Source organism: Xanthomonas sp. WHRI 1810A (genome assembly GCF_040202885.1).
Taxonomy (GTDB): Bacteria; Pseudomonadota; Gammaproteobacteria; order Pseudomonadales; family Pseudomonadaceae; genus Aquipseudomonas.
Map to the genome: position 1 here is coordinate 13,970 of NZ_JBEGED010000006.1, position 20,903 is coordinate 34,872.

17 protein-coding genes are annotated in these 20,903 nt (G+C 60.2%); 5 read left to right on the forward strand and 12 right to left on the reverse strand.

The window, feature by feature from the left end; translation table 11 throughout:
- Window positions 1–17: 17 nt before the first annotated feature.
- From ABQX22_RS10770 to ABQX22_RS10795, 6 genes are read right to left on the reverse strand one after another with little or no spacing between them, the layout of a single operon-like run.
- A complete protein-coding gene (locus tag ABQX22_RS10770) occupies window positions 18–1,697 on the reverse strand; it encodes an ApeI family dehydratase (protein WP_349799258.1) in 1,680 nt (559 codons plus the stop codon).
- A complete protein-coding gene (locus ABQX22_RS10775; RefSeq protein ID WP_349799260.1) occupies window positions 1,694–2,239 on the reverse strand; it encodes a hypothetical protein in 546 nt (181 codons plus the stop codon). Before ABQX22_RS10775 ends, ABQX22_RS10770 begins: the two co-directional genes overlap by 4 nt.
- Window positions 2,236–2,490, reverse strand: a complete 255-nt coding sequence (locus ABQX22_RS10780) for an acyl carrier protein (protein WP_349799262.1) — start codon at window positions 2,488–2,490, stop codon at window positions 2,236–2,238. The genes ABQX22_RS10775 and ABQX22_RS10780 overlap by 4 nt, the downstream gene beginning before the upstream one ends.
- Window positions 2,491–2,499: 9 nt before the next feature.
- Window positions 2,500–2,760, reverse strand: a complete 261-nt coding sequence (locus ABQX22_RS10785) for a phosphopantetheine-binding protein (RefSeq protein ID WP_349799264.1) — start codon at window positions 2,758–2,760, stop codon at window positions 2,500–2,502.
- A complete protein-coding gene (locus ABQX22_RS10790) occupies window positions 2,735–3,547 on the reverse strand; it encodes a lysophospholipid acyltransferase family protein (protein ID WP_349799266.1) in 813 nt (270 codons plus the stop codon). The genes ABQX22_RS10785 and ABQX22_RS10790 overlap by 26 nt, the downstream gene beginning before the upstream one ends.
- The gene (locus tag ABQX22_RS10795; RefSeq protein ID WP_349799268.1) at window positions 3,523–4,251 is read right to left on the reverse strand and encodes a beta-ketoacyl synthase chain length factor; all 729 of its coding nucleotides are present in this window, start codon (window positions 4,249–4,251) and stop codon (window positions 3,523–3,525) included. The genes ABQX22_RS10790 and ABQX22_RS10795 overlap by 25 nt, the downstream gene beginning before the upstream one ends.
- A gap of 342 nt (window positions 4,252–4,593) precedes the next feature.
- Between ABQX22_RS10795 and ABQX22_RS10800 the strand changes: the two genes are divergently transcribed.
- On the forward strand, window positions 4,594–5,370 hold the full coding sequence (locus ABQX22_RS10800) for a ParA family protein (protein WP_349799270.1): 777 nt from the start codon (window positions 4,594–4,596) through the stop codon (window positions 5,368–5,370).
- 20 nt (window positions 5,371–5,390) lie between these two features.
- On the opposite strand, the gene ABQX22_RS10805 is transcribed toward ABQX22_RS10800, so the two are convergent.
- Entirely contained in the window at window positions 5,391–5,774 is a 384-nt protein-coding gene (locus ABQX22_RS10805; protein WP_349799272.1) for a PAAR domain-containing protein, read from the reverse strand.
- Window positions 5,775–5,921: 147 nt separating this feature from the next.
- Window positions 5,922–6,356 (reverse strand): thioredoxin TrxC, encoded by a 435-nt coding sequence (gene trxC / locus ABQX22_RS10810; RefSeq protein WP_349799274.1) that lies wholly within the window; start codon window positions 6,354–6,356, stop codon window positions 5,922–5,924.
- Between the two features lie 160 nt (window positions 6,357–6,516).
- On the opposite strand from trxC, the gene ABQX22_RS10815 reads away from it, so the two are divergent.
- The 3 genes from ABQX22_RS10815 to ABQX22_RS10825 all read left to right on the forward strand — a co-directional run bounded on the left by ABQX22_RS10815 (window position 6,517) and on the right by ABQX22_RS10825 (window position 8,826).
- On the forward strand, window positions 6,517–7,209 hold the full coding sequence (locus ABQX22_RS10815; protein ID WP_349799276.1) for an aspartate/glutamate racemase family protein: 693 nt from the start codon (window positions 6,517–6,519) through the stop codon (window positions 7,207–7,209).
- A gap of 230 nt (window positions 7,210–7,439) precedes the next feature.
- The gene (locus ABQX22_RS10820) at window positions 7,440–7,880 is read left to right on the forward strand and encodes a hypothetical protein (RefSeq protein WP_349799278.1); all 441 of its coding nucleotides are present in this window, start codon (window positions 7,440–7,442) and stop codon (window positions 7,878–7,880) included.
- A 94-nt stretch (window positions 7,881–7,974) separates the two neighbouring features.
- A complete protein-coding gene (locus ABQX22_RS10825) occupies window positions 7,975–8,826 on the forward strand; it encodes a hypothetical protein (protein ID WP_349799280.1) in 852 nt (283 codons plus the stop codon).
- Window positions 8,827–8,842: 16 nt separating this feature from the next.
- On the opposite strand, the gene selO is transcribed toward ABQX22_RS10825, so the two are convergent.
- Genes selO through ABQX22_RS10840 form a run of 3 tightly spaced genes read right to left on the reverse strand, consistent with a single transcriptional unit; the run spans window position 8,843 to window position 15,504 of the window.
- The gene (gene selO, locus ABQX22_RS10830) at window positions 8,843–10,306 is read right to left on the reverse strand and encodes a protein adenylyltransferase SelO (protein ID WP_349799282.1); all 1,464 of its coding nucleotides are present in this window, start codon (window positions 10,304–10,306) and stop codon (window positions 8,843–8,845) included.
- A 48-nt stretch (window positions 10,307–10,354) separates the two neighbouring features.
- Window positions 10,355–13,870 (reverse strand): mechanosensitive channel MscK, encoded by a 3,516-nt coding sequence (gene mscK, locus ABQX22_RS10835; protein ID WP_349799284.1) that lies wholly within the window; start codon window positions 13,868–13,870, stop codon window positions 10,355–10,357.
- On the reverse strand, window positions 13,762–15,504 hold the full coding sequence (locus tag ABQX22_RS10840) for a potassium/proton antiporter (RefSeq protein WP_349799286.1): 1,743 nt from the start codon (window positions 15,502–15,504) through the stop codon (window positions 13,762–13,764). Before ABQX22_RS10840 ends, mscK begins: the two co-directional genes overlap by 109 nt.
- Before the next feature lie 272 nt (window positions 15,505–15,776).
- Here ABQX22_RS10840 and ABQX22_RS10845 point away from each other — a divergent pair, with 272 nt between their 5' ends.
- A complete protein-coding gene (locus ABQX22_RS10845) occupies window positions 15,777–18,989 on the forward strand; it encodes a dermonecrotic toxin domain-containing protein (RefSeq protein ID WP_349799288.1) in 3,213 nt (1,070 codons plus the stop codon).
- Window positions 18,990–18,998: 9 nt separating this feature from the next.
- Here the strand turns inward: ABQX22_RS10845 and ABQX22_RS10850 are convergent, their stop codons facing one another.
- Complete coding sequence (locus ABQX22_RS10850; RefSeq protein WP_349799290.1) at window positions 18,999–20,801, reverse strand: acyl-CoA dehydrogenase; 1,803 nt, start codon at window positions 20,799–20,801, stop codon at window positions 18,999–19,001.
- Between the last annotated feature and the right edge of the window lie 102 nt (window positions 20,802–20,903).

Here is a 20,903-nt window from a genome sequence, read left to right on the forward strand (position 1 = left end):
TGCCGCGCGGGTTCACGTTAAGCATAAGCCGCCTCCAGCAAGATCCGTCCACTGGAGCAGGGCAGGTCGCCGCTGTGGTAGGCGAAGTACAGTTTTCCGCGCTCGGGATCAAAGCGCAGGGTCAGGGTGATGTGGTCACCGGGGCGTACCAGTTGCTGGAATTTGAGCACTTCCATGCCGGCGAACCTGGGTGGCACCGGCAGCAGCCGTTGCGCCAGGTTGATCGCCCAGTCGACTTGCACCACGCCGGGCAGAATGGGCGTGGTCGGGAAATGGCCGCTGAAGTGCGCCAGATCCAGCGGCACGACCAAATCCAGACGCAATTCGTCCTCGACCTGGCGCTGTGCGACCAGTTCGGGCTCCTGCACGCGCGGCGTCATGAGCAGCGCATCGATCTGCGCCTGGGGCAGCTTGCCCTGTGGGTTGACCGGCAGCTGGCTCAGCAGACGCCAGCGACGCGGCAGGGCCAGGGCTTCGCAATGAGGGGCGAGGTGCTGGCGCAGGGTTTGGGTCAGCGTGCGCCGCCCTTGATTGCGCAGTGCCTGTACGCCGCGCTGGCTGAGCACGACAAGGGCGCCCAGTGACGCGCGGTTTTCCAGGACAACGCCCAGCCGCGCCTCGCTGACCCACTCATGCTGCACCAGCGCGTGCTCGAGCAGCGGCAGCGAAACCCGTTTCTCTTCCAGCTTCACAATGCGGTCGAGACGGCCGAGCAATTCAAAGCGGCCGTCCGGGGTGAACCGTGCGGCATCGGCGGTCTGTTCCACATGATCCACCGGCAGGTACGGCGATTCGACACGCAGCGCGCCGTCGCTGTCCTGGCTCAGTTGCACGCCTTCGAACGCGCGCCACAGTCGGTCGCCTCGACGCCAGGCGATGCCGCCGGTCTCGGAGCTGCCAAGGATCTCGGTCGGCCATTGGTCCAGCCGGGCATGCAGGCGCTCGGCGGCCTCGAACGGCAGCGCGCCGCCGGACGAAAACACCCGGCGCACCGCCCGCAGGCCGGGCCAGTCGAGGTTGTCGCCCATGCGCTTGAGCAAGGCCGGGCTCGCGACCCACGCGAACGTGGCGTGTTCGTGGCTGACCCGCTGCAAGTCCTCAGGGAACGGCAACTGCTTGCGCACGAAACTGCGCCCGGCGCACAGCGGCCACAGGACGCGGAACAGCAGGCCATAAATGTGCTGGGTGGCGACGCTGCCGATCATGCACGCGTTCCCCAGGTCGGCACCCCACAGACGCTCCAGGCTGCCAACCTCATTGGCCAGCTGCCGCAGACGCTTTTCAATGAGCTTGGGCTCGCCGCTGGAGCCAGACGTGCACAGGCTCAGCACGCACTGATCCAGATTCAGCGCGGCGGGCAACAGCGGCTCGGCCAGTAGCGTATCGAGCGACACGTCATCGGGGCGGTCGGTCAGCCACAGGTCAACCTGGCCGGACCACCGCTCGCGGGTGGGCGCCTGCAGATCGGCGGGCAACAGGACTTCGACGCCTGCACGCCATGCGCCGAAGAGGGCCACGGCCAACTCGCCGGCATCTTCCAGGTGAACGGCGATGCGTTTGACCTTGCGCTCGATCAGGCCGCCGGCAATGCCCAGGACGGTCAGGCGAAACTGTGCGTGATCCACGGCGGGCAGGTGAGTCACCGCACGTTCGTGGTGTGCTTCGAGCAGCAGGTGCTCAAGGTCTATCCAGCTCATGGGCGTCCTCGTACTCGTTGACGAAGCAGCCATTCGCCGGCGAACAGCATCCCCATCAAGCCGTAGGCGATGAGGCCTGTGTACAACGCCCACCAGGACAGCGGCGCCCAGAGCGTCAACCCGGCGGCAATCATCCCGTTAAGCAGAAAAAAACCGCACCACACCTCTGTCACCCGGCGTGTGTACGGGATCGCGCGGTCGGGCAAGACCGGGTCAGTGAGGCGCGCCAGGCGTTCCACCAGCGGCATGCCGTGCAAGAGGCTCAGGCCGAACAGGCTCAGCATGAAGCCGCTGATCAGCACCGGGTACCAGCGCAGCAGCACAGGGCTGTCGACAATCGCCAGCACCAGACAAAAGCCGATGGCGACCAGCGCCATGCCCAGGCTGCCGGAACGTCGCTCACCGGTCAGTGCCCGCGCCGCCCACAAGGTGCCCAGCAACAGTGCGAACTGCCAGGGGGAGAAATGCCCCATGCCGAAGTACACGGCGAAGGGATAGAGCACCCCCGCCAACACCAGGATCAGGCCGACCAGGCGATTCATGCGGCGGTGTTGACCAGACGATAAACCGCCTCGACCACGTCGTTGACGGTGCGCACGGCCTTGAACTCCTCAGCGGCGATTTTCTTGCCGGTCTTGCGTTTGATGTGGTCGATGAGGTCGACCGCGTCGATGCTGTCAATCTCCAAATCCTGATACAGGTTGGCGTGGAGCGTGACTCGTTCAGGTTCAAGTTCGAACAACTCAACCAGCGCGGTGCGCAGGGTTTCGAAGATGTCTTCACGGGTTTGCATGTTCTGTCCTCAAGCCGCTTGGCGAGCGCTGACGAACGCCGCAAGGGTGTCCACGCTGGTGAAGTGGTTGCGTGTGTCTTTGGCGTCGGCATCGATCCTGATGCCGTAGCGTTTCTGGATGGCCAGACCCAGTTCCAGTGCGTCCACCGAGTCCAGGCCCAGGCCTTCGCCAAACAGTGTCTGGTCGTTGCCGATGTCGTGGGTGCTGATGTCTTCGAGGCCCAAGGCGTCGATGATCAACTGCTTAATGTCCTGATGCAGATCGCTCATCTGTGGCGAGCTCCTTGATGTAGTAGTGATGCAGAAAGTCGTTGAGCTTGCGCGATGCCACAGGCGCCGGGCCTATTGCCGAAAAGGCGTGGGGGTCGATGTCAGCCCCCACGCGCAGCTGGAAATGAACCCGACGTAACGGAATGCGATACCAGGGCTCTGCCTTGGTCAGGGTGGTGGGCGACACGTGGATGGTCACCGGGGTAATCACCTTCGCCCCGCGCAACGCAATGGCCGCGCCACCGCGATGAAACGCTGGCGGCTGGCCGGGCTGGGTGCGTGTGCCTTCGGGGAAGATGATCAGGGTCTGGCCGTCTCGCAGCGCCTGAGCCGCGGTGTCGAGCATGTCCAGGCTGCCGTCGTTGCTGATATAGCCGGTCGAGCGGACAGGGCCGCGGGTAAACGCGTTCTGCCACAGGCTTTGCTTGACCACGCAGTTGGCGTCACGCACCAGGCCGATGAGAAACACCACGTCGATCAGGGACGGGTGGTTGGCGATGATCATCTGGCCGGGACGCCCGAGACGCTCAGCGCCTTGCACGTCATAGGTCAGCACGCCGGCGCGGGCCATGAAACGAATGAACAGCCAGAACAGCCGGCTGATGGTATGGCGAGCACGCTGTTGATGGCGCTGCGCATCGCCGGGCAAGCAGGAGAGCAGGGGAAAAACCAGCACGCGCAGGCACAGGCCGCCCAGCCCGAACAGAGCAAAACTTGCAGCAGTGGCCAGCAGGCGCCAGTAATAGGTGCCGCGGTATTTGCTCAATGGTTGCGTTGCCAGTTCCATAGCCGACTCTTCCAGGGATGTTGCAAGGCGCTCTGCTGTGTCGACAGCGCGCGTAAAAGGTTGAGCGGGTGCGGCCATTTATCGCGCATGGCGTCTGATGGCTGGGGGGCGTGGGCGCTGAGTGACAGCTGCCACTGATCCCCTGGGGTCAGCAGCAACCCGAGCGCGTACGCAAACGGCACGTCGTCTACCCAGGGGGCGTAGGCGGCGGGAGGGGTTTCCTCCGCCACCACCAGCAGCACGGCAGGCGCACCTTCGGCGAGCATGGCCACCGCTTCGATGACGCCGTGTTCGAGGCCATCACCGGCGCAGGCCAGCGCGGTCATTTCACTGGTTTCGCCGCGCAGGATCGACCACAGGCCGATGACGGCGTTATGCACCGAGAGGCTGAATTGCGTGGGCGATAACGGTTGGTTGGCCGCCAGATCGCTGAGGATCTCGAAGGTGCGCGGTGTTTCGCCGTGACGGGACACAAACACCAGCGGCAGTTGCTGCTGCCCTTGCGCCAGCGGCCAGCCTACGCTGAACGCCATTCGGGCCAGGCGACCCAGTCGGCGCCGATGAATGGCGGGCAGAAACGAGACGTCGGGCATCTGGTCGCCGCTCTCGACCTGGGTCGGGTGCTGGCTCCAGCGCTGCCAATCGTCTACGCAAGTCAGGCCCGGGGCCCAGGCACGCCATTGTGCAATGTTGAAACTGATCACGAATTATCTTCCCGCCCATGTGGGCACTTCCAACTTCGGCAGTGAGCCGAAGTGACACCAGCCATGGCGCGGCGCTATCACCGAGTGGCGCGCATTATCCCGGTCGAGCTGCGCAGTGGCAAACGCAGTTACACATCCCGGGTTTACAAAACTCTGTACTACTGCAAGGCGTGACGCTTCATGTGGGGCCCTGTTGTGGTTCATTGACGCATTAAGCGCGCAAGTCCGGTTGTCAGAAATTTCCCTAAAACTCGCGGCCGTCATCCGTATTGCATAGACTCGAAGCCATTCATCGGGCCGCTCGCCGGCCTTCACAGCACACAGCAACAAGGAGGTCGTTTCATGCGGCGCGTGGTGTTCAATCAAAAGGGCGGCGTTGGAAAATCCAGCATCGCCTGCAACCTTGCGGCGGTCAGTGCCTATGAAGGGTATCGGACGTTGTTGATCGATCTTGATGCGCAGGCCAATTCGACCCAGTACCTGACCGGCCTCACCGGCGACAATATTCCCATGGGCATCGCCGATTTCTTCAAGCAAACCCTGTCGTCCGGACCGGTCGCCAGGAAAAACCAGGTCGATATCTACGAAACGCCCTTCGACAATCTGCATGTGGTGACCGCTACCCCCGAGCTGGCTGATCTGCAGCCCAAGCTTGAGGCCAAGCACAAGATCAACAAGCTGCGCAAATTGCTCGACGAGCTGGATGAGGATTACGAACGGATCTACATCGACACGCCGCCCGCGCTGAATTTCTACGCGGTGTCGGCGTTGATTGCGGCGGACCGGGTGCTGATCCCGTTTGACTGCGACAGCTTCTCCCGTCAGGCGCTGTATGGCCTGCTCAAGGAAATTGAGGAGTTGAAAGAGGACCACAACGAGGCGCTGATCGTGGAGGGGATTATCGTCAACCAGTTCCAGCCCCGTGCCAGCCTGCCGCAGCAGATGCTGGACGAACTGATCGCCGAAGGGCTGCCGGTCCTGCCCGTTTACCTCAACAGCTCAGTCAAGATGCGTGAGTCGCACCAGGCCAACATGCCGCTGATCCACCTTGATCTGCGGCACAAACTGACGCAGCAGTTCATGGAGCTGCATCAGTACCTGGAAAACAACGCTGGCTGAGGTTCAGGTCGGTTCGAGCGTCACGGGCGTTGCAGCCTGAGCGAGCCGTCGCTGATAGCGGCGTTCAACTTTCTGGCCGCTTTCTGTGCGGCCTTGGCTTGGTCTGCCGGAATGGCGATTGATGCATCCATGTCGGCCGTGACCTCGACCTGACTGGCGATCAGCCGGTGTTCATCGGCGGGACAATCACAGCGAACCGTTTGCCCGTGGGTCGCCACCGCCATGAAGTCATCGATATAGGTGGGATTGCCCTGGGCAATGAAGCCCACGCGCTGGCAGACCGCGCACCACACCGGATCCCCCATGCGCGCCAGCCGGCGCTCATCACACAGCTGACGGCCCGATGCTTTCAACACAAAGCCGCCGGTGCTCGTTGAATCGCCTTCCCTGACTACAAACGTCATCGCTGCCCACTCCAAGATGCTCTGCGAAGAGCACATCGTAGGCGCTAAACGCGCGACCCTGCGCGCCAAACGGCGTTTTCAGACCCGTCCTACGACGGCCAGCGGCAACGCACTTCAATCAGGTTTCGCCGTGTTTCCGGGCGGCACTCAGATCCCTTGGCTGCTCAACCAGGCAGTCAGTTGTTGCAGCGGCAGTGCCCCGCTTTGTCGTGCCACTTCACGGCCGTTCTTGAACAGAATCAGACTCGGGATCGAACGAATGCCCAGTTGCGCTGACAGCTGCTGATTGGCCTCGCTGTCCAGTTTGGCCAGTCTGCAGCGCCCCGAGAGCTGGGCGGCGGCCTGCTCGAAGGTCGGCGCGAATGACTTGCACGGTCCGCACCACTCGGCCCACACATCCACCAACAGCGGCAGGTCGCCCTTGATCTGGCTGGCGTAATCGCCCTCGGTCAGATTGAACGGCTTGCCCAGCAACACCTGTTGCTTGCATCGACCACATTTGGGTTGGTCGCCGAGGCGATCGGCGGGAATCCGGTTCAGCCCGTTGCAGTGCGGGCAAGGGATCATCAGGGATTCAGACATGGCAGGCGCCTCAAAGGGGTAATGCCCACTAACGTGGTGGCGTCGCCGGCAATTATCAACCGCATGGCGGACTGTACCGGCCGGTTGTTCGACGTCTGTATGTGGCCGGCATGGTCAGATCCGCCTAGCCTGCAGTCACGACGGATGGGAGGGAAACGGCATGCAAACCCTGGGCGTGTTAGGCGGGATGAGCTGGGAATCCACGGCCACGTACTACAAGTGGCTCAATGAGGGCGTGCGTGACCGCCGGGGTGGGCTGCATTCGGCACCCATTCTTTTGCACTCGGTGGACTTTGCCGGGATCGCCGCGTTGCAGAAGGCCGGCGATTGGGCGCAGGCCGGCGCACAACTGGCCGACGCCGCGCGCGGTCTGGAACAGGCCGGTGCCAGCGCCCTGTTGCTGGCCACCAACACCATGCACAAAGTGGCAAGCGCCATCGAAGCCGCCGTCAGCATCCCGCTCTTGCATATCGGTGATGCGGTCGGCCAGGCCCTGCGCCAGCGCAACGTGTCGACAGCGGCACTGCTGGGCACGCGCTTCACCATGCAGGAGGACTTCTACGCCCGCCGTCTGGCAGAACGCTTCGGCATCGAAACGCTGCTGCCGACCCGCGCTGCCATGACCGAAATCGACCGCATCATCTTCGCCGAGCTGTGCCGGGGTGAGTTTCATCAACAGGCTCGCCGCTTCTACCTGGGCGTGCTCGAAACACTGCGCGACGACGGCGCCGAAGTGGCCATTCTCGGCTGCACCGAAATCGGCCTGCTGCTTGAAGGCGTAGACAGTCCATTGCCCCTGGTCGACAGCACCCAGGAACATGTGGCGATGGGACTTGATTGGCTGCTGCGTTAAAACCTGCGCTTTATTTTCCGCATTAACTACCCGAACGTTCCGCTCGTTCGGGTAGTTGCGCGTATTACTCGCTGTCGATAGCCTTTTTTTCATGAATTGGCGTTCATGAATCTTAGGGATTTATTGGTCAGTGACTGTTGGATCTAATCTGGTTTTTAAAACACATCTATCGAATGCGTGCGCCGTTGAGTGTGCGTGTATTAACTATAAATAAGAAAAAGACTTATCTAATGAAAATTAAAAATTGCGCAGTAGGTATTACGGTTGTATCTGCATTGATTACTGTCGGCGTGGCACAGGCCGGGCCGGAGGTGCAAGTGGTGTTCAAGAATAATGGCGCTAGCGATGCCATTTATGACGTAACAGGTAGCAGTGCATACAGTTACTCAGAGGCCCAGCCAAAGCCCAAGGGAGAAGTAAAGGCTGGAGAATCGGACAATTACAAGGTTACAGGCTCATTGTCGCCCGATGTAACGACAGTGGTATTTCAGTACAAGTCTGGCGGTAAAGTCTGCAAATTTAAAACCAGCTATTTGAAGCTTCCAGGCCGTGGCGTTGCGCCAAAGTGGAATAAAAGTGCCGACGCCAGTGGTGGGGCCCGTTGCGACGTGAGAGTTACATCGACCAACCCGGCTACGCACGCGTGGGCCGTTGAGTTCACGATGCGATAGTCACTGATCCCAGGCTGGATGGCTTGTCAGCATGAGGTGTTTTCATGAGGGGAGGCTATTCAGGCTGCTTCCACTTGCAGTAGGAGATTCGCCTATGATCAGCAATGTTCATTATTTAAGTTCCAGCACATCTGTGGTGAACAGTAGTGTGGATAAAGCAAAGCCTGCCACCGGTCTGCTTAAGCAACCAGCTACAGAGGTGGCAGGCGATTCAAGTGAATTAAAGATATCTACACTGGCGCGGCAACTTGGAGAAAGTGCTGCGCGGGCGCAGATCAGGGATGCTCGTTTTGATCGGCGCGAGCTTGCTGCGGAGGCGAGTAGATTACTGAATCAAATAGGCGGTGATGCCTATCATGCGCAGCAGAACGTGCACAACGCGTATGTGCCCAAGACCGATGATCCTGATTTGCTGGATAGAGCAAGTTTGGCCACCGAGTATGTCGTGCGGCGCGCTCAGCAAGATCAAAGTGTTAAAAACCCCTTCGGAGGTCTTTCAAGGGAGCAATTGAATTTAATTGTTTACGATGAGAGTGGCTCCTATACCGTGAACGAGCGGCGTGCTGCATCGTATGCTATCAGCGGTATGGAGAGCCGCTGGAGAGAGGCGCTGTTTCGTGACAAAAATATAGAGTCGGCGACCAACGGGGGTAAAACGCCCAACTTCTACGCAGAGATTGCAGCTCATTACCGATCTTTACCGCTTATAGAGCAGGTCGAATACCCGGACGATTATGAGGCAAAGGCGCTAGCCGACATGAGAGACGAGAAAAGTCCTCTCCAACAGAAAGAACCCAAATTCATGACCCTATTCGAAATGATGGAACTCATGTTCAGACGTAAGAAGTTCGACCACGCACCAGCCACCGTTGAGTCGGCTGGCATCGCTGGCGCCATGAGCAAGGTCAACGCTGCATCTTCCCGGTCCACCGCTGGCCTACCCTGACCTGCTAACCAAGTGCTCAAGACGAACAACTGATCTCCAGATGCTTGCCCCAATCCGGTGGCCGCTGGGCATAGCTCTCCATGCCCGGCTGCTCCTCGAACGGGCTGTTCAAGACCTGATGCAATCGGCGGACTTCGTCGTAGTCGCCTTTTTCGGCGGCTTCGATGGCGCGTTGGGCGAGGTAGTTGCGCAGGATATAAAGCGGGTTGACCGCGTGCATGCGCGCTTGACGGTCTGCCTGGGTGCCCGCGTCTTCACGGGCGACCCTAGCAAGGTAGACCTCGGCCCAGGCATCGAAACCGGCCATGTCGACGAAATCATCGCGCAGTCGGCGTACCGCTACTTCGGGTGCGTCATCGCCCAATCGGCGGAAGAACAGGGTGTAATCCACGCCGCTGTTCTGCATCAATTGCAGCAGGCGGCTCACGATCTCGCTGTCCTCATCTTCGGCGGTGGTCAGGCCGAGCCGGCGACGCATCAGGTCCAGGTAATGGGCCTGATACAACGGCAAGAACAGGCCGATCGCTTCGCGCAACGCTTCCACCTTGATGAACGGCGTCAAGGCCTGCGCCAGCGCGCTGAGGTTCCACTGGGCAATGGGCACCTGATTGCTGAAGGAATAACGCCCTTCGTGATCCGAGTGATTGCAGATGAACGCCTGATCGAAATCGTCCAGAAACGCGAACGGCCCGAAGTCGAAGGTGATGCCCAGAATCGACATGTTGTCGGTGTTCATCACCCCGTGGCAAAAACCGTAAGCCTGCCATTTGGCGATCAGCTCGGCATTGCGTTCGACGATTTCAGTGAACATCGCCAGATGCGGTTCCGGCTGTTCGAGGGCGTGGGGGTAGTGCAGCGCCAGCACGTGATCGGCCAGCGCTTTCAGCTCTTCGGGCTGTTTGGTGTAGAAAAAATATTCAAAACTGCCAAAGCGCACATGACTTTTCGCCAGGCGCAGCACCATGGCGGCGCGTTCCTGGGTTTCACGCCAGACCGGGGTCGACGAGCCAATCACGCAGGCCGCACGGCTGCTGGGAATGCCCAGCGCGTGCAGCGCCTCGGACGCCAGGAACTCGCGAATCGAGGAGCGCAGCACGGCGCGGCCATCCCCCATGCGTGAGTAAGGCGTCTGCCCGGCGCCCTTGAGGTGCAAGTCCCAATGCTCGCCGGCATCGTTATACACCTCGCCCAGCAACAGCCCGCGACCATCACCCAGGCGCGGGTTGTACGAACCGAACTGATGACCGGAATACACCATCGCTCGCGCATCGGCTTCCTCCCACAGTTTGTGACCGCTGAACACCTCCGCGAACAGGGGCGTTTGCGCCTGTTCAGGGGCCAGATCCAGTAATGCCAGGGCAGCATCGCTTGCCACCACCAAGCGGGGCTCGGCAATCGGTTCAGGCAATACGGTGGTGGAGAACGCATCGCCGAGGCGGGCGAAGCGGTTGTCGAAGGTCAGTTCGTCGAGGGCTTTCAAGGGATGCCTCCAGCAGAATGTCCGACCATTCTGCTGGGATTTAGCGCATCAGTCGAGTTTGACGTCTGGCGGCTCGGGCGCGTCTTTAGGCGCGGCAGGCACCGGGTCGGGATCGGAGACCGGTTTGGGTTCGGCTTCGATAGGCACCATTTTGTATTCCTGCCCTTGCAGGTTCTTCAGGTACACCTCCATCTGGCGGAACGAGATGTTGATGTTCTGGCGCTTGAATTCCTTGTTGATGAAGCGGTTGATCTCGTCCAGCACCGGGTTGCGGTCGCCCAGGTCCCGCACGTGCATGCGCAGTTCGTGATCCAGCGTGCTTTCTCCGAAGTTGAGGAAGTACACGAGCGGCGCCGGCTCTTTCAGTACGCGCGGGTTGTCCTGCGCCGCCTTGAGCAGCAGGTCGCGGACCAGGTCCAGGTCCGAGCCGTAATCGACGCCCAGTTTCAGCGTCACGCGGGTGATGGTGTCGGTGAGCGACCAGTTGATCAGTTGCCCGGTGATGAATGTCTTGTTCGGGACAATGATGTCCTTGCGGTCGAAGTCGGTGATGGTCGTGGCCCGGATCCGGATCTTGCTGACGGTGCCGGACAGGGCGCCGATGGTGATCGTGTCGCCGATGCGCACCGGACGCTCGAAGAGAATCATGATGCCGGAGATGAAGTTGGCGAAGATCTCCTGCATCCCGAAGCCGAGGCCCACCGACAGCGCGGCCACCAGCCACTGCAACTTGTCCCAGCTCACGCCCAGGGCGGACAAGGTGGAGACAAAACCGATGCCGGCGATGGTGTACGACAGCAAGGTGGTGGTCGCGTAAGCGCTGCCTTGCGCCAGATTCAGGCGCGACAGCACCAGCACTTCCAGCAGGCCCGGCAGGTTACCCGCCAGCACAAAGGTGATGCCGATGATCACCAGTGCGCCGATCAGGTCGCCCAGACTGATCGGCACCATGCTCATGGTGGCGCCGGTGCCGCTGGTGTACTCATACAGGGTGATGTTGTCGAGGTACGAGAACACCGTGATCAGATCCGCCCACACCCAATACAGCGCGCCGATGAAGCCTGCCAGCAAGGCCAGACGGATCAGCCGCAGTGACTGTTGGTTGACCTGTTCGATGTCCAGCGTCGGTTCTTCGATGAGCGCGCCTTCGCCATCGCCGGACTCCTTGGCCGCCTGACGCTTGGACAGGGCGCGCTGATACGCCAGGCGCCGCGCCGCGACACTCAAACCCCGCACGAAGGCGGCTTCGATCACCAGCCACAGCATGATCAGGTACAGCGTATCGATCAGCCGGTCGCTGAGCTTCAACGCGGTGTAGTAGTAGCCGAAGCACACCGCCACAAACAGCGCGACGGGCATTGCTGTGAAGGCCAGACCAATGGCGCGGCGGAACAGTGAGGCGTTGTGGTGCGTCGGGCTGGTCAGCAACAGGCGCGCCAGCAGCCAGGTCATCATCGCGTAACAGGTCAATACGACAGCGATACCGATGACATCGTCGGCCAATGCGGCGGGTTCGTGTTCGGCGACGGCCACCACGGTGACCAACGCCAGCACCACCAGACCCAGTCGCCGGATCCAGCCGCGCAGGAACTCGACCTGTGGTTTCTCCCAACGGAAGTGCAACTGCGCCACGCCACCGGGCGAGAGGATGCGATAGGCGGTGTAGAACACCAGCCACGCCAGCGCCATCTGCAGCAGCGCCGCACCGAGGTTGACGTTTTGCCCCCGCGCATCGATTTGCAGCGCGTAGGCACACAGCGCCAATGCCAGGGCAAACGGCGTTGCCAGCAACACATTGACGAAGATCGCCAGCGGCGTATGCCATTGCCGATCGCGCTTGAAGTGGCCGATGTCGGCGTGCAGGCGATTGAGCTTGTCGTACAGCGCCTTGCGTTTCCACATCAGCACGCCAATCACCAGCAGCAGCGGCAGGAAGATGTACGGGCGTTGGGTCAGGCCGTCCGCCAGTTCGCTGACGCTCGATGTCCACGGCAGCGTGGTGATCTGCTTCATCAGGCGCGGATGCACCCGTTCAAACCACTCCAGATCCAGCGGCTTGTTGCTGGGGATCCAGAACATCTGCTCGTCCAGCGTCTGGCGCAGGCTGATCGCCGTGCTGACCAGTTGTTTCTGATTGAGCTGCAGGGTGATGGATTCGTTGAGCAATGAGCTCAGCTCGCGGTTCAGGCGTTCCAGCAGATCGCTGCGGGTGGTGGCCAGGTCCAGCAGTGTCTTGCGCAGCGCCGGCGTGATGTCTTCAGGCTTTTGCGTCGCCAGCAGCGTTTCGACGTAGGCCGAAGGGCTGCTCATCTGCTCGCGTTGCTGGTTGACCTCGAACTGGTACAGACGGATGTCGGCGATTTCGTCAGCCAGCCCGTTGTCGAGCTTCAAGTGCGGCAACGCCTGCTTCTGCTTGTAGAGGATCTTGCTCAGCAACAGGCTGCCGCTGAGCACATTGATCTGTTCGTCCAGCGCCTGATCGCTCTGGGTGAGCGCATCCAGCTGGGTTTTGGTCTTGAGGTTCTGTTGCGTCAGTTCGTTGAGCCGGTCAGTGCCCCGTAGCAGGTAATCGGACAGCTTGACGTTGGCCGCGCTCTCGGTCGCCAGCAGGCTGCTGCTGCCGGCCTTTTCCGCCTCCAGATGCAGCTGCGTCACGGTCCGCTGGGACTGTTCGCGGCGCTTTTGGTTGATCAGGGTCTGCAGGTCCTGGATCTCCTGTTCCTGCCGGGTGACTTTCTCGGTGAGCAGGTCACGCTGGCTGCCGCCCAGGTCCTGAAGTTGACTGTTGCCGGCCAGCTCCTGACGCCGCAGCGCCATCAACGCGTTGAGCGAAGCCAGTTCGGCGTTCAACTGATTGCGCTGGTCGGCGCTGAGGGTTTTGCCGCCATCCTTGCCCGCCTTGAGCGAGGCATTGATCTGCTGGATGCGGGTCTGGCTGGCGCTGATTTCGGCCTGGGCGCGTTCAGGCCGGGTCTGAGCGGTGATGGTCAGGCTGTTGGCGTCGTTCAGCGCGCTTTGCAGGTCGGCCTGCTGTGTGCTGCGTTGGCTGAGCATCTGCTCAAGCGTCGGCACGTCCAGGTTGGCGTAACGCTGGGACACTGGCATCGGGCGAACGCCTTTGAGGCGCGCCAGTTCTTTCTGATTGTCGGTGGTTTGCTTGGGCGCGTCGGCCAGCTGGCGTTTTAAGTCGTCGAGCTTTTTCTGGTTGTCTTTCTGCGCTGTCAGAAACGTGAGCGTCTGCTCCAGCACCTGTCGCAAGGCTTTCTGGTCCGCATCCGGCAGTTTGCGATCGGCGATTTTGTCCAGACTGTGCTGAACCGAGTCGGTGGTGGGTGGAGGGGTGTCGGCTGCCAAGACCGGAGCAGAAGAAAGGCAAAGCCCAAGCAGGGCCGAGGCAACAAGCGTACGCAGCGAGAACATAGACACCGGGTCGAGCACGTGGAATAGCGGGCAGTTTAAAGGAACAACCCGGGGCCCGGGCGGCTTCCTTCGGGGAATCTGACGCCCACTTTGAGGATCTTGTTCCCGTCCATGACGGCAACCGTCCAAATAGTTCCATTCCATTGAATCTGGTCACCGACAATCGGCGCGCCGCGATTCTTCTGAATGATGAACTGGCTCAGCGGCATGTTTGAATCCAGGCCATCGAGCTTCAGACCATACAGCGCCGCCACAGCCCCCAGCTGAGCGTCTCCTTCGAGCACGAAGTCGCCGAAAAAGCGCAGGTCCAGGCCTCGTTGCGGTGCCTGGCTGAACAGTTTACCGAGGGCTGGCAGGTTGTGTTCGTGGCCGATCACGCACAGCAGATCACCGACTTCCAGCACCGTACTACCCGACGGGTGGAGCAGTTGTTCGCCACGAAACAGCGCGGCAATCCGGGTGCCCTCGGGCATTTTCAGCTCGCGAAGGGCTGCGCCGATGCACCATTTCTCGGCGCCGAGGCGGTACACGAACAGCTCCCACTCGCTGGTCACGTGGACTTCCAGCGCGGCACGGGAAATGGGCGCAGGCTCTGGTGGAACGGTGACTTTTAACAGCTTGGCCACCCACGGCAGGCTCGTGCCCTGCACCAGCAGCGACACCAGTACGATGAAGAACGCGAGGTTGAAATACAGCTGGGCTTGCGGCAGACCCGCCATCAGCGGGAAGACCGCGAGGATGATCGGCACCGCGCCGCGCAGGCCGACCCAGGCGATGAACGCTTTTTCCCGTGTGTGAAACACCTTGAACGGCAGCAATCCGGCGGCCACCGACAGCGGCCGTGCGACCAGAATCATCCACAGCGCCAGACCGAGGGCGGGCAGGGCGATGGGCAGCAGATCGTGAGGGGTGACCAGAAGGCCCAGCACCAGGAACATCCCGATCTGCGCCAGCCAGGCCATGCCGTCGAGCATGTGCAGGATGCCGTGGCGGCTGCGAATCGGCTTGTTGCCCAGCACCAGCCCGCACAGGTAAACAGCCAGGAAGCCGCTGCCATGGATGGCGTTGGTGACGGCGAAGACAAACAGGCCGCCGGCGATCACCAGAATCGGGTACAGGCCGTTGGCCAGATGAATTCGGTTGACCATTTGCAACATCAACCAGCCACCGCCCAGGCCGATGATGGCGCCGATGCCGAATTCCTGAATCAGATGCCCGAGCAACGCCCAGTGCAGACCGGTTTCGCCGCTGGAAATCATGCCGATCAGGGTGACCGTCAAGAACACGGCCATCGGGTCGTTGCTGCCGGATTCAATCTCCAGACTGGCCGTGACCCTTTCGTTTAGCCCCTTGCCGCCCAGCAGCGAGAAAACCGCAGCGGCGTCCGTGGAACCGACGATGGCGCCGATCAGCAGGCCTTGAATGATGTTCAGGTCAAAGAGCCAGGCGGCCATCATCCCGGTCAATCCGGTGGTGATCAGCACGCCAATGGTGGCCAGCGACAGCGCAGGCCACAGGGCAACCCGGAAACTGGCGACCCGGGTCCGCAGCCCGCCGTCGAGCAGGATCACCGCGAGGGCGAGGTTACCAACCAGATAGGCCGTGGGGTAGTTGTCGAAGATGATGCCGCCGCCGTCTACGCCAGCCGCCATGCCGACCGCCAGGATAATCACCAGGATCGGGATGCCCAGGCGCGAGGACAGCGAACTGACCAGAATACTCGCCGCTACCAGCAACGCGCCGATCAGGAACAGGCTGTTGATGGTGGTGGCATCCAAGGGCGGTACTCCAGAACGAAATCGAAAAAGCGAGGGCGTTACGGACCATGCAGTCCGCGTGCCAAGGGATTTAACCTGTTGAATTGGCTGGCTGTCAAAGCTTAATCCCGTGACGCGTGCAGCCAGAGACGGTGAGGGCGCCGGTTTGAATCATCAGGCGGCTCGCAGCCCGATTGAGCGACGAGTGGTTCTATCCGCGATAAATAGATATTCCATTGATGATTCTGCGCGCCGTTACGCTGACGCCTCCATTCACTGACAGGATGTCAATAATGACCAAGGAAACGTACGCCTCCGATTCGCTTCTGCTGAAAGATTTTGTTGCTTCGCAAGAGATTGAATTCGGGCTACCTCGCAATTACGCCCACGAGAAAGCCAATGAATTCCTCTTGCAACATTTGGACGAAGACATCGACCCCGATGACTTATTGCTCGTCACGTTGTACATCAACGAACAGGACGGTGAACCGCAGCGGGCAAACATCGTTCAGTCGATCACCTTGACCGATGCACTCATGAACAACTACCAAAAGAGTGGCAATGGCGACTGGTGGGATCATCTTGGGCATCCACGGCGTTACCAAGAAGGCGGTTATCCGGTTCAAATATCCCCGACACCACTCAAACCCTCTGATTGCTATTCCTATGATGCGATTTACCGCAAAACCAGCCCCCAGCGCTTTGACCGCTCGACACACATATCCATCGATCCAGAGACGTTCAAGCAGTTTGTCTGGGACGCTGACTTGCAGGCTCACTATGAGGAGTCGCTGAGGCAGTTCTGGGATGGCTACGGCACTGATTACAACCTGCTGATCAAGGCGGCAGTCCTGAAAGCCGCCTGCGTACAACACGCCGAAGGCTCATTGAGCGCAGAGGACAAAGCGCTGGTGTTTCAGTCCATGGGTCTGGATGCTGATCAGCCATGGGAAACGCTGAGTTTCAAGGCGTTTGCGGATGCGCCGTTGCCCCATACCATCACGTTTCGCGAGCTTGTGCTGTACCGATACGTCGCCACCGACATTATTGTGATCAGAAACGAGCAGACCGACCGGCTGGTGATGTATGTCCCTGGCAATTCTTCTCCGCTTCATGGCTTCAAGGATCTGCAGGCGTTACGTCTTTGGGTAGCGCTCCAGTGCAAGGATTCGCGCCGAAGAAAGACGCTGGAAAGCCACTTCAAGATCGAAGATGACGGTGACGGGCTGTTCATCAGTGGCGTTCATACGGCCCTGGCCGGTCTGGCGGTCTATCCACACTTCCTGAACCAGGCGACGGGATACTGGGATCCGTCCAGGGAAATTCACCTGGGCGACGCGCTTTCGCCATGGCCGTTTACACACTTTAAGGAGAGTCTGCAGGCGCGACTCGTGTCCGATGGGCAGCAACTTATCCGCAACCGTGCCGACCACAACAAGGAAGTCGCGGCGCAGTTCTTGAATAACGCCATTCTTGCCACAGGCGTGATTGCAATGGTGGCGCCTTACCTGTGGGTGCCATTGGCGGCAATGTCCGTGGCGTTGGTTGGGCTCGGTGCGGATGAGGCCCTTGAAGGCAGAACACTGGATGAAAAGAAGCAGGGGACTGACCGAATCGTATTTGGCGTCCTGAACGCTGTGCCTGTTTTGGCTGAAGGGGGTGCGGCTGCCGGTGATTTCCTGGGCGCAGCCGCCCGGGAGGGGGAGGCGCTGATTCCCGGTGCGGCGGATGACGCCGGACAGGTGATTGCCAGCCGCTCCCCGGAGCAACAAGGCGTAGCGCTGGCAAGGGATCAAAAGGTGCAGGCGCAGTCTGCTGAAGACGCTCTGGAGCGAGCCAATGAGTCAGCGGGCGAACGCGCAGCGCGATTGAGAACGGAGGAGCAGCAGCGCCTGGCAATCAAGACTCACCGTGCGGCACGTTACGACAGCGCAATTGCCTTTGGTGTAGAACCTGAGGGGCTTCGCTCACTGACGCCGGACCTCAGGACCTCACTTGCCCGCTTTGAATATCAGGCGCCACTCGATCCCGCCGGCGCCTGGACAACCGATGATTTCGGGGCGGTCTACAAGGTCAGTCACCCAGAGGCAGCAAAGAATAGCTACTTCGCGCGGGTGCACTCAAAGATCTACTGCGTTGAGCGTGTGGAAGCCGCGGGCCAATACCGGATTGTTTCGCCAGATGACTCGTTTCTGAAGGGGCCATACGTCAAAAGGGTGAAGGGCTTCTACTCCGATATCGATCTTAAAACCGGATTGCGCGGTGGTGACAGTTTCATTGAGGTGCCACCCCCCGCTGAACCGGTGCCGGAGATTGCGAAGGCCGAGATAAAACTGATTCGAGCCCAGCCACCCGTGCACATCGAGATTCCCATGGATGGTATCGAGGTGAGACCAGGCACCGATGATTGGGGCAAGCCTGCCCAGAAGTATTTCGCCATGAATGGGCCGGACGGTACGCCCGTCAGATATGACGCAGATCTGGCCTGTTGGAGAAAAGACGCGGTTGAGCTCATGTGGCTGGATAACAACGGCACATGGCGGACAGGCAGCGAGAAAGCCTATTTGAAGGTCAATTCGAAACTTCGCGTCGGCGTCAGCACCGAGCTCTACACGTTCCCCCGCGTACCAGGATTTTCCGGGGAGCAGGCGGCTGTTGATCAGACCGTTCACCATATCTGGCTGGGTAACAGGCTTCCGAAAAGCCAACTAATCGACAACATCAAGGCCAACATGTCGATGAGCCCTGATTTGAAGTTTACCTTTCACATTGATATCGACGATGTCGCTATCGCGGATGGGCTGACGCCCCGGGAGCAGCTTGAAGCGCAGTTCGCAGACTTCCCGAACATGACGATTTCGAATTTGAAGGACGAGAATTTCTTCAAGTACTTCGTCACTTATCAGGAGACCGCTGAGCCGTTCAGGTACTTCCGTAACGGTCGTGGGCAAAACCTTGCCGCAGCGTCCGACGTTCTGCGCTATCAGTTGATCAGGGAGTACGGCGGGATTTATATGGACTGCGACGACGTGATTAAACGCTCGTTTTCCGGGCAGGAACTCATGGCCGGACCTGCTGATGTGTTGGTAGGCGCCCCGCTAACCTCAGAGACCATGGGTTTTATTGGTCCGGGCAACAGCCACTTCGCAAGCCATGCCGGTAACCCGGTACTGCGGGTGCTGCAGAAAGAGCTATACATACGCTTCTCCGGCGATTTCGACACGCTTGATGACCTGTCGACGTCCAGGTCCGAAACCGTCGGCAAGTTTAATCCCTACATGGCGAAAATTTCTGAGGTCACTGGGCCCCGGTTATTTATCGATGCACTGAAAAAAACGCGTCCGGACTACGCGGATCTGGTGGATGAGAATTTTAAACCCAAGGCGGGAATCAGCTCGTTACCCTACGCCGAGCGTCTAAACCAGGCCTACGAGTTTTATGCGCCATTTGCTCGCCGATTCAAGATCGATGCGGGGAGAGACAATTCATGGGTCCCCCATGCCTGACCATGTGATTTAAAACCATCCGTCCTGCATCGACAGGCATGCATCATCCCGGCGTTCCAGAATCGCCAATTCATGATGGCAGCCCGGTACTTCCCACGTCAGGAAGTACCGGGCGGCTTGCAGTTTGCCGGTGTAGAAGTCACGATCGGCTTCCTGTACCTTGGCTAAACCTTCTTCGGCGCGAATCGCCTGTTCCAGCCAGCGCCAGCCGATCACGGTGTGACCGAACGCTTTCAGATACAGCGCGGCGTTGGCCAGCGTCGAGGTGATTTTGCCTTGGGCCAAGTCTGTCAGCAGGCCGATGGTGACCGTTTGCAGGTGCGCCACCAGTTGCTCCAGCGGCTGGCGCAGCGTGTTGAGTGATTCATGGGCCTGGGCGCGTTCGCAGGTTGTGGCGATCAAACGAATCAATTGCTTCAGGCCCGATCCGTCGTTTTGCGCCAGTTTTCTCCCCAGCAAGTCCAGCGACTGTATGCCATGGGTCCCCTCGTGGATGGGATTCAACCGGTTATCGCGGTAATACTGCTCCACTGGGTAATCCCGGGTGTAGCCGTGGCCGCCAAGGACCTGGATCGCCAGTTCGTTGGCTTTCAGGCAGAACTCGGACGGCCAGGATTTGACGATGGGCGTGAGCAGGTCGAGCAGCGCCAGGGCCTGTTGTCGCGCCTCATCAGTCTCGCCGGTCTGGGTGTCGTCAAACAGCCTGGCGGCGTACAGACCCAGATCGAAAGCGCCTTCCACGTACGACTTCTGTGTGAGCAGCATCCGCCTGACGTCGGCGTGCTCGATGATCGCCACCGGCGCGCTGTCGGCCGCTTTGTTGTCGGGCGTTCGACCCTGGGGGCGTTGCCGCGCGTAGTCCAGTGAGTAAAAATAGCCTGCGTAACCCAGCATGACGGCGCCCATGCCGACGCCGATGCGCGCCTCGTTCATCATCTGGAACATGTAGCTCAAGCCTTGATGCGGCTTGCCCACCAGGTAGCCGACGCACTGCCCGTTGTCACCAAAGTTCAGCGCCGTGGAGGTGGTGCCGCGCCACCCCATCTTGTGAAACAGCCCTGCGAGAATCACGTCATTGCGCGGGCCAAGGCTGCCGTCGTCGTTGACCAGAATCTTGGGCACGATGAACAGTGAAATGCCCTTCACGCCAGCGGGTGCTTCCGGCAGTTTGGCGAGCACCAGGTGCACGATGTTTTCCGACAGCGGGTGATCGCCACCTGAGATAAAGATCTTGTTGCCGCGCAGTCGGTAGGTGCCGTCTGCCGCCAGTTCTGCCCGCGTCCGGATGTCTGCCAGCGACGAACCGGCATGGGGCTCGGTCAGTGCCATGGTGCCGAAGAAGCGGCCGTCGATCATCGGCTGGAGAAAGCGCCGTTTCTGCTCTTCGCTGCCAAAGCTCTCAATCAGATTGGCCGCGCCCATGGTCAGAAACGGGTAAGCGGTGGAGCCCGCATTCGCGGCCTGAAAATGGGCAAAGCACGCTTGAGCCAGCAGGGTAGGTAATTGCATGCCGCCGTCTTCGAAGCGGCGTGCCGCGTTGAGAAAGCCCGCTTGAAGAAACGCGTCCACGGCCGGTTTGACTTCAGGTATCAGAATGGCCTCGCCGTTCTCGAAACGTGGCTCGTTTTCGTCGGCCTTGCGGTTATGCGGAGCGAAGTATTTTTCGGCGACGGCTCGGGCCGTGTTGATGGCCGCATCGAACGTCTCTCGACTGTGCTCGGCGAAGCGTGGGCGTTGAGTCAGCGCTTCGGCGTCCAGCACCTCATACAGCTCGAAAGCCAGATTGCGGGAACTGAGCAGCGTCTCGGACATGTCGGCGTACCTTTTTTATGGATAGCCGAGAGTCTAGGTGGGGTGGGGCATGGGGCAGAAGGATGATTGATGTGGGTGATGGTCATGTAGCACCGGGTTGGA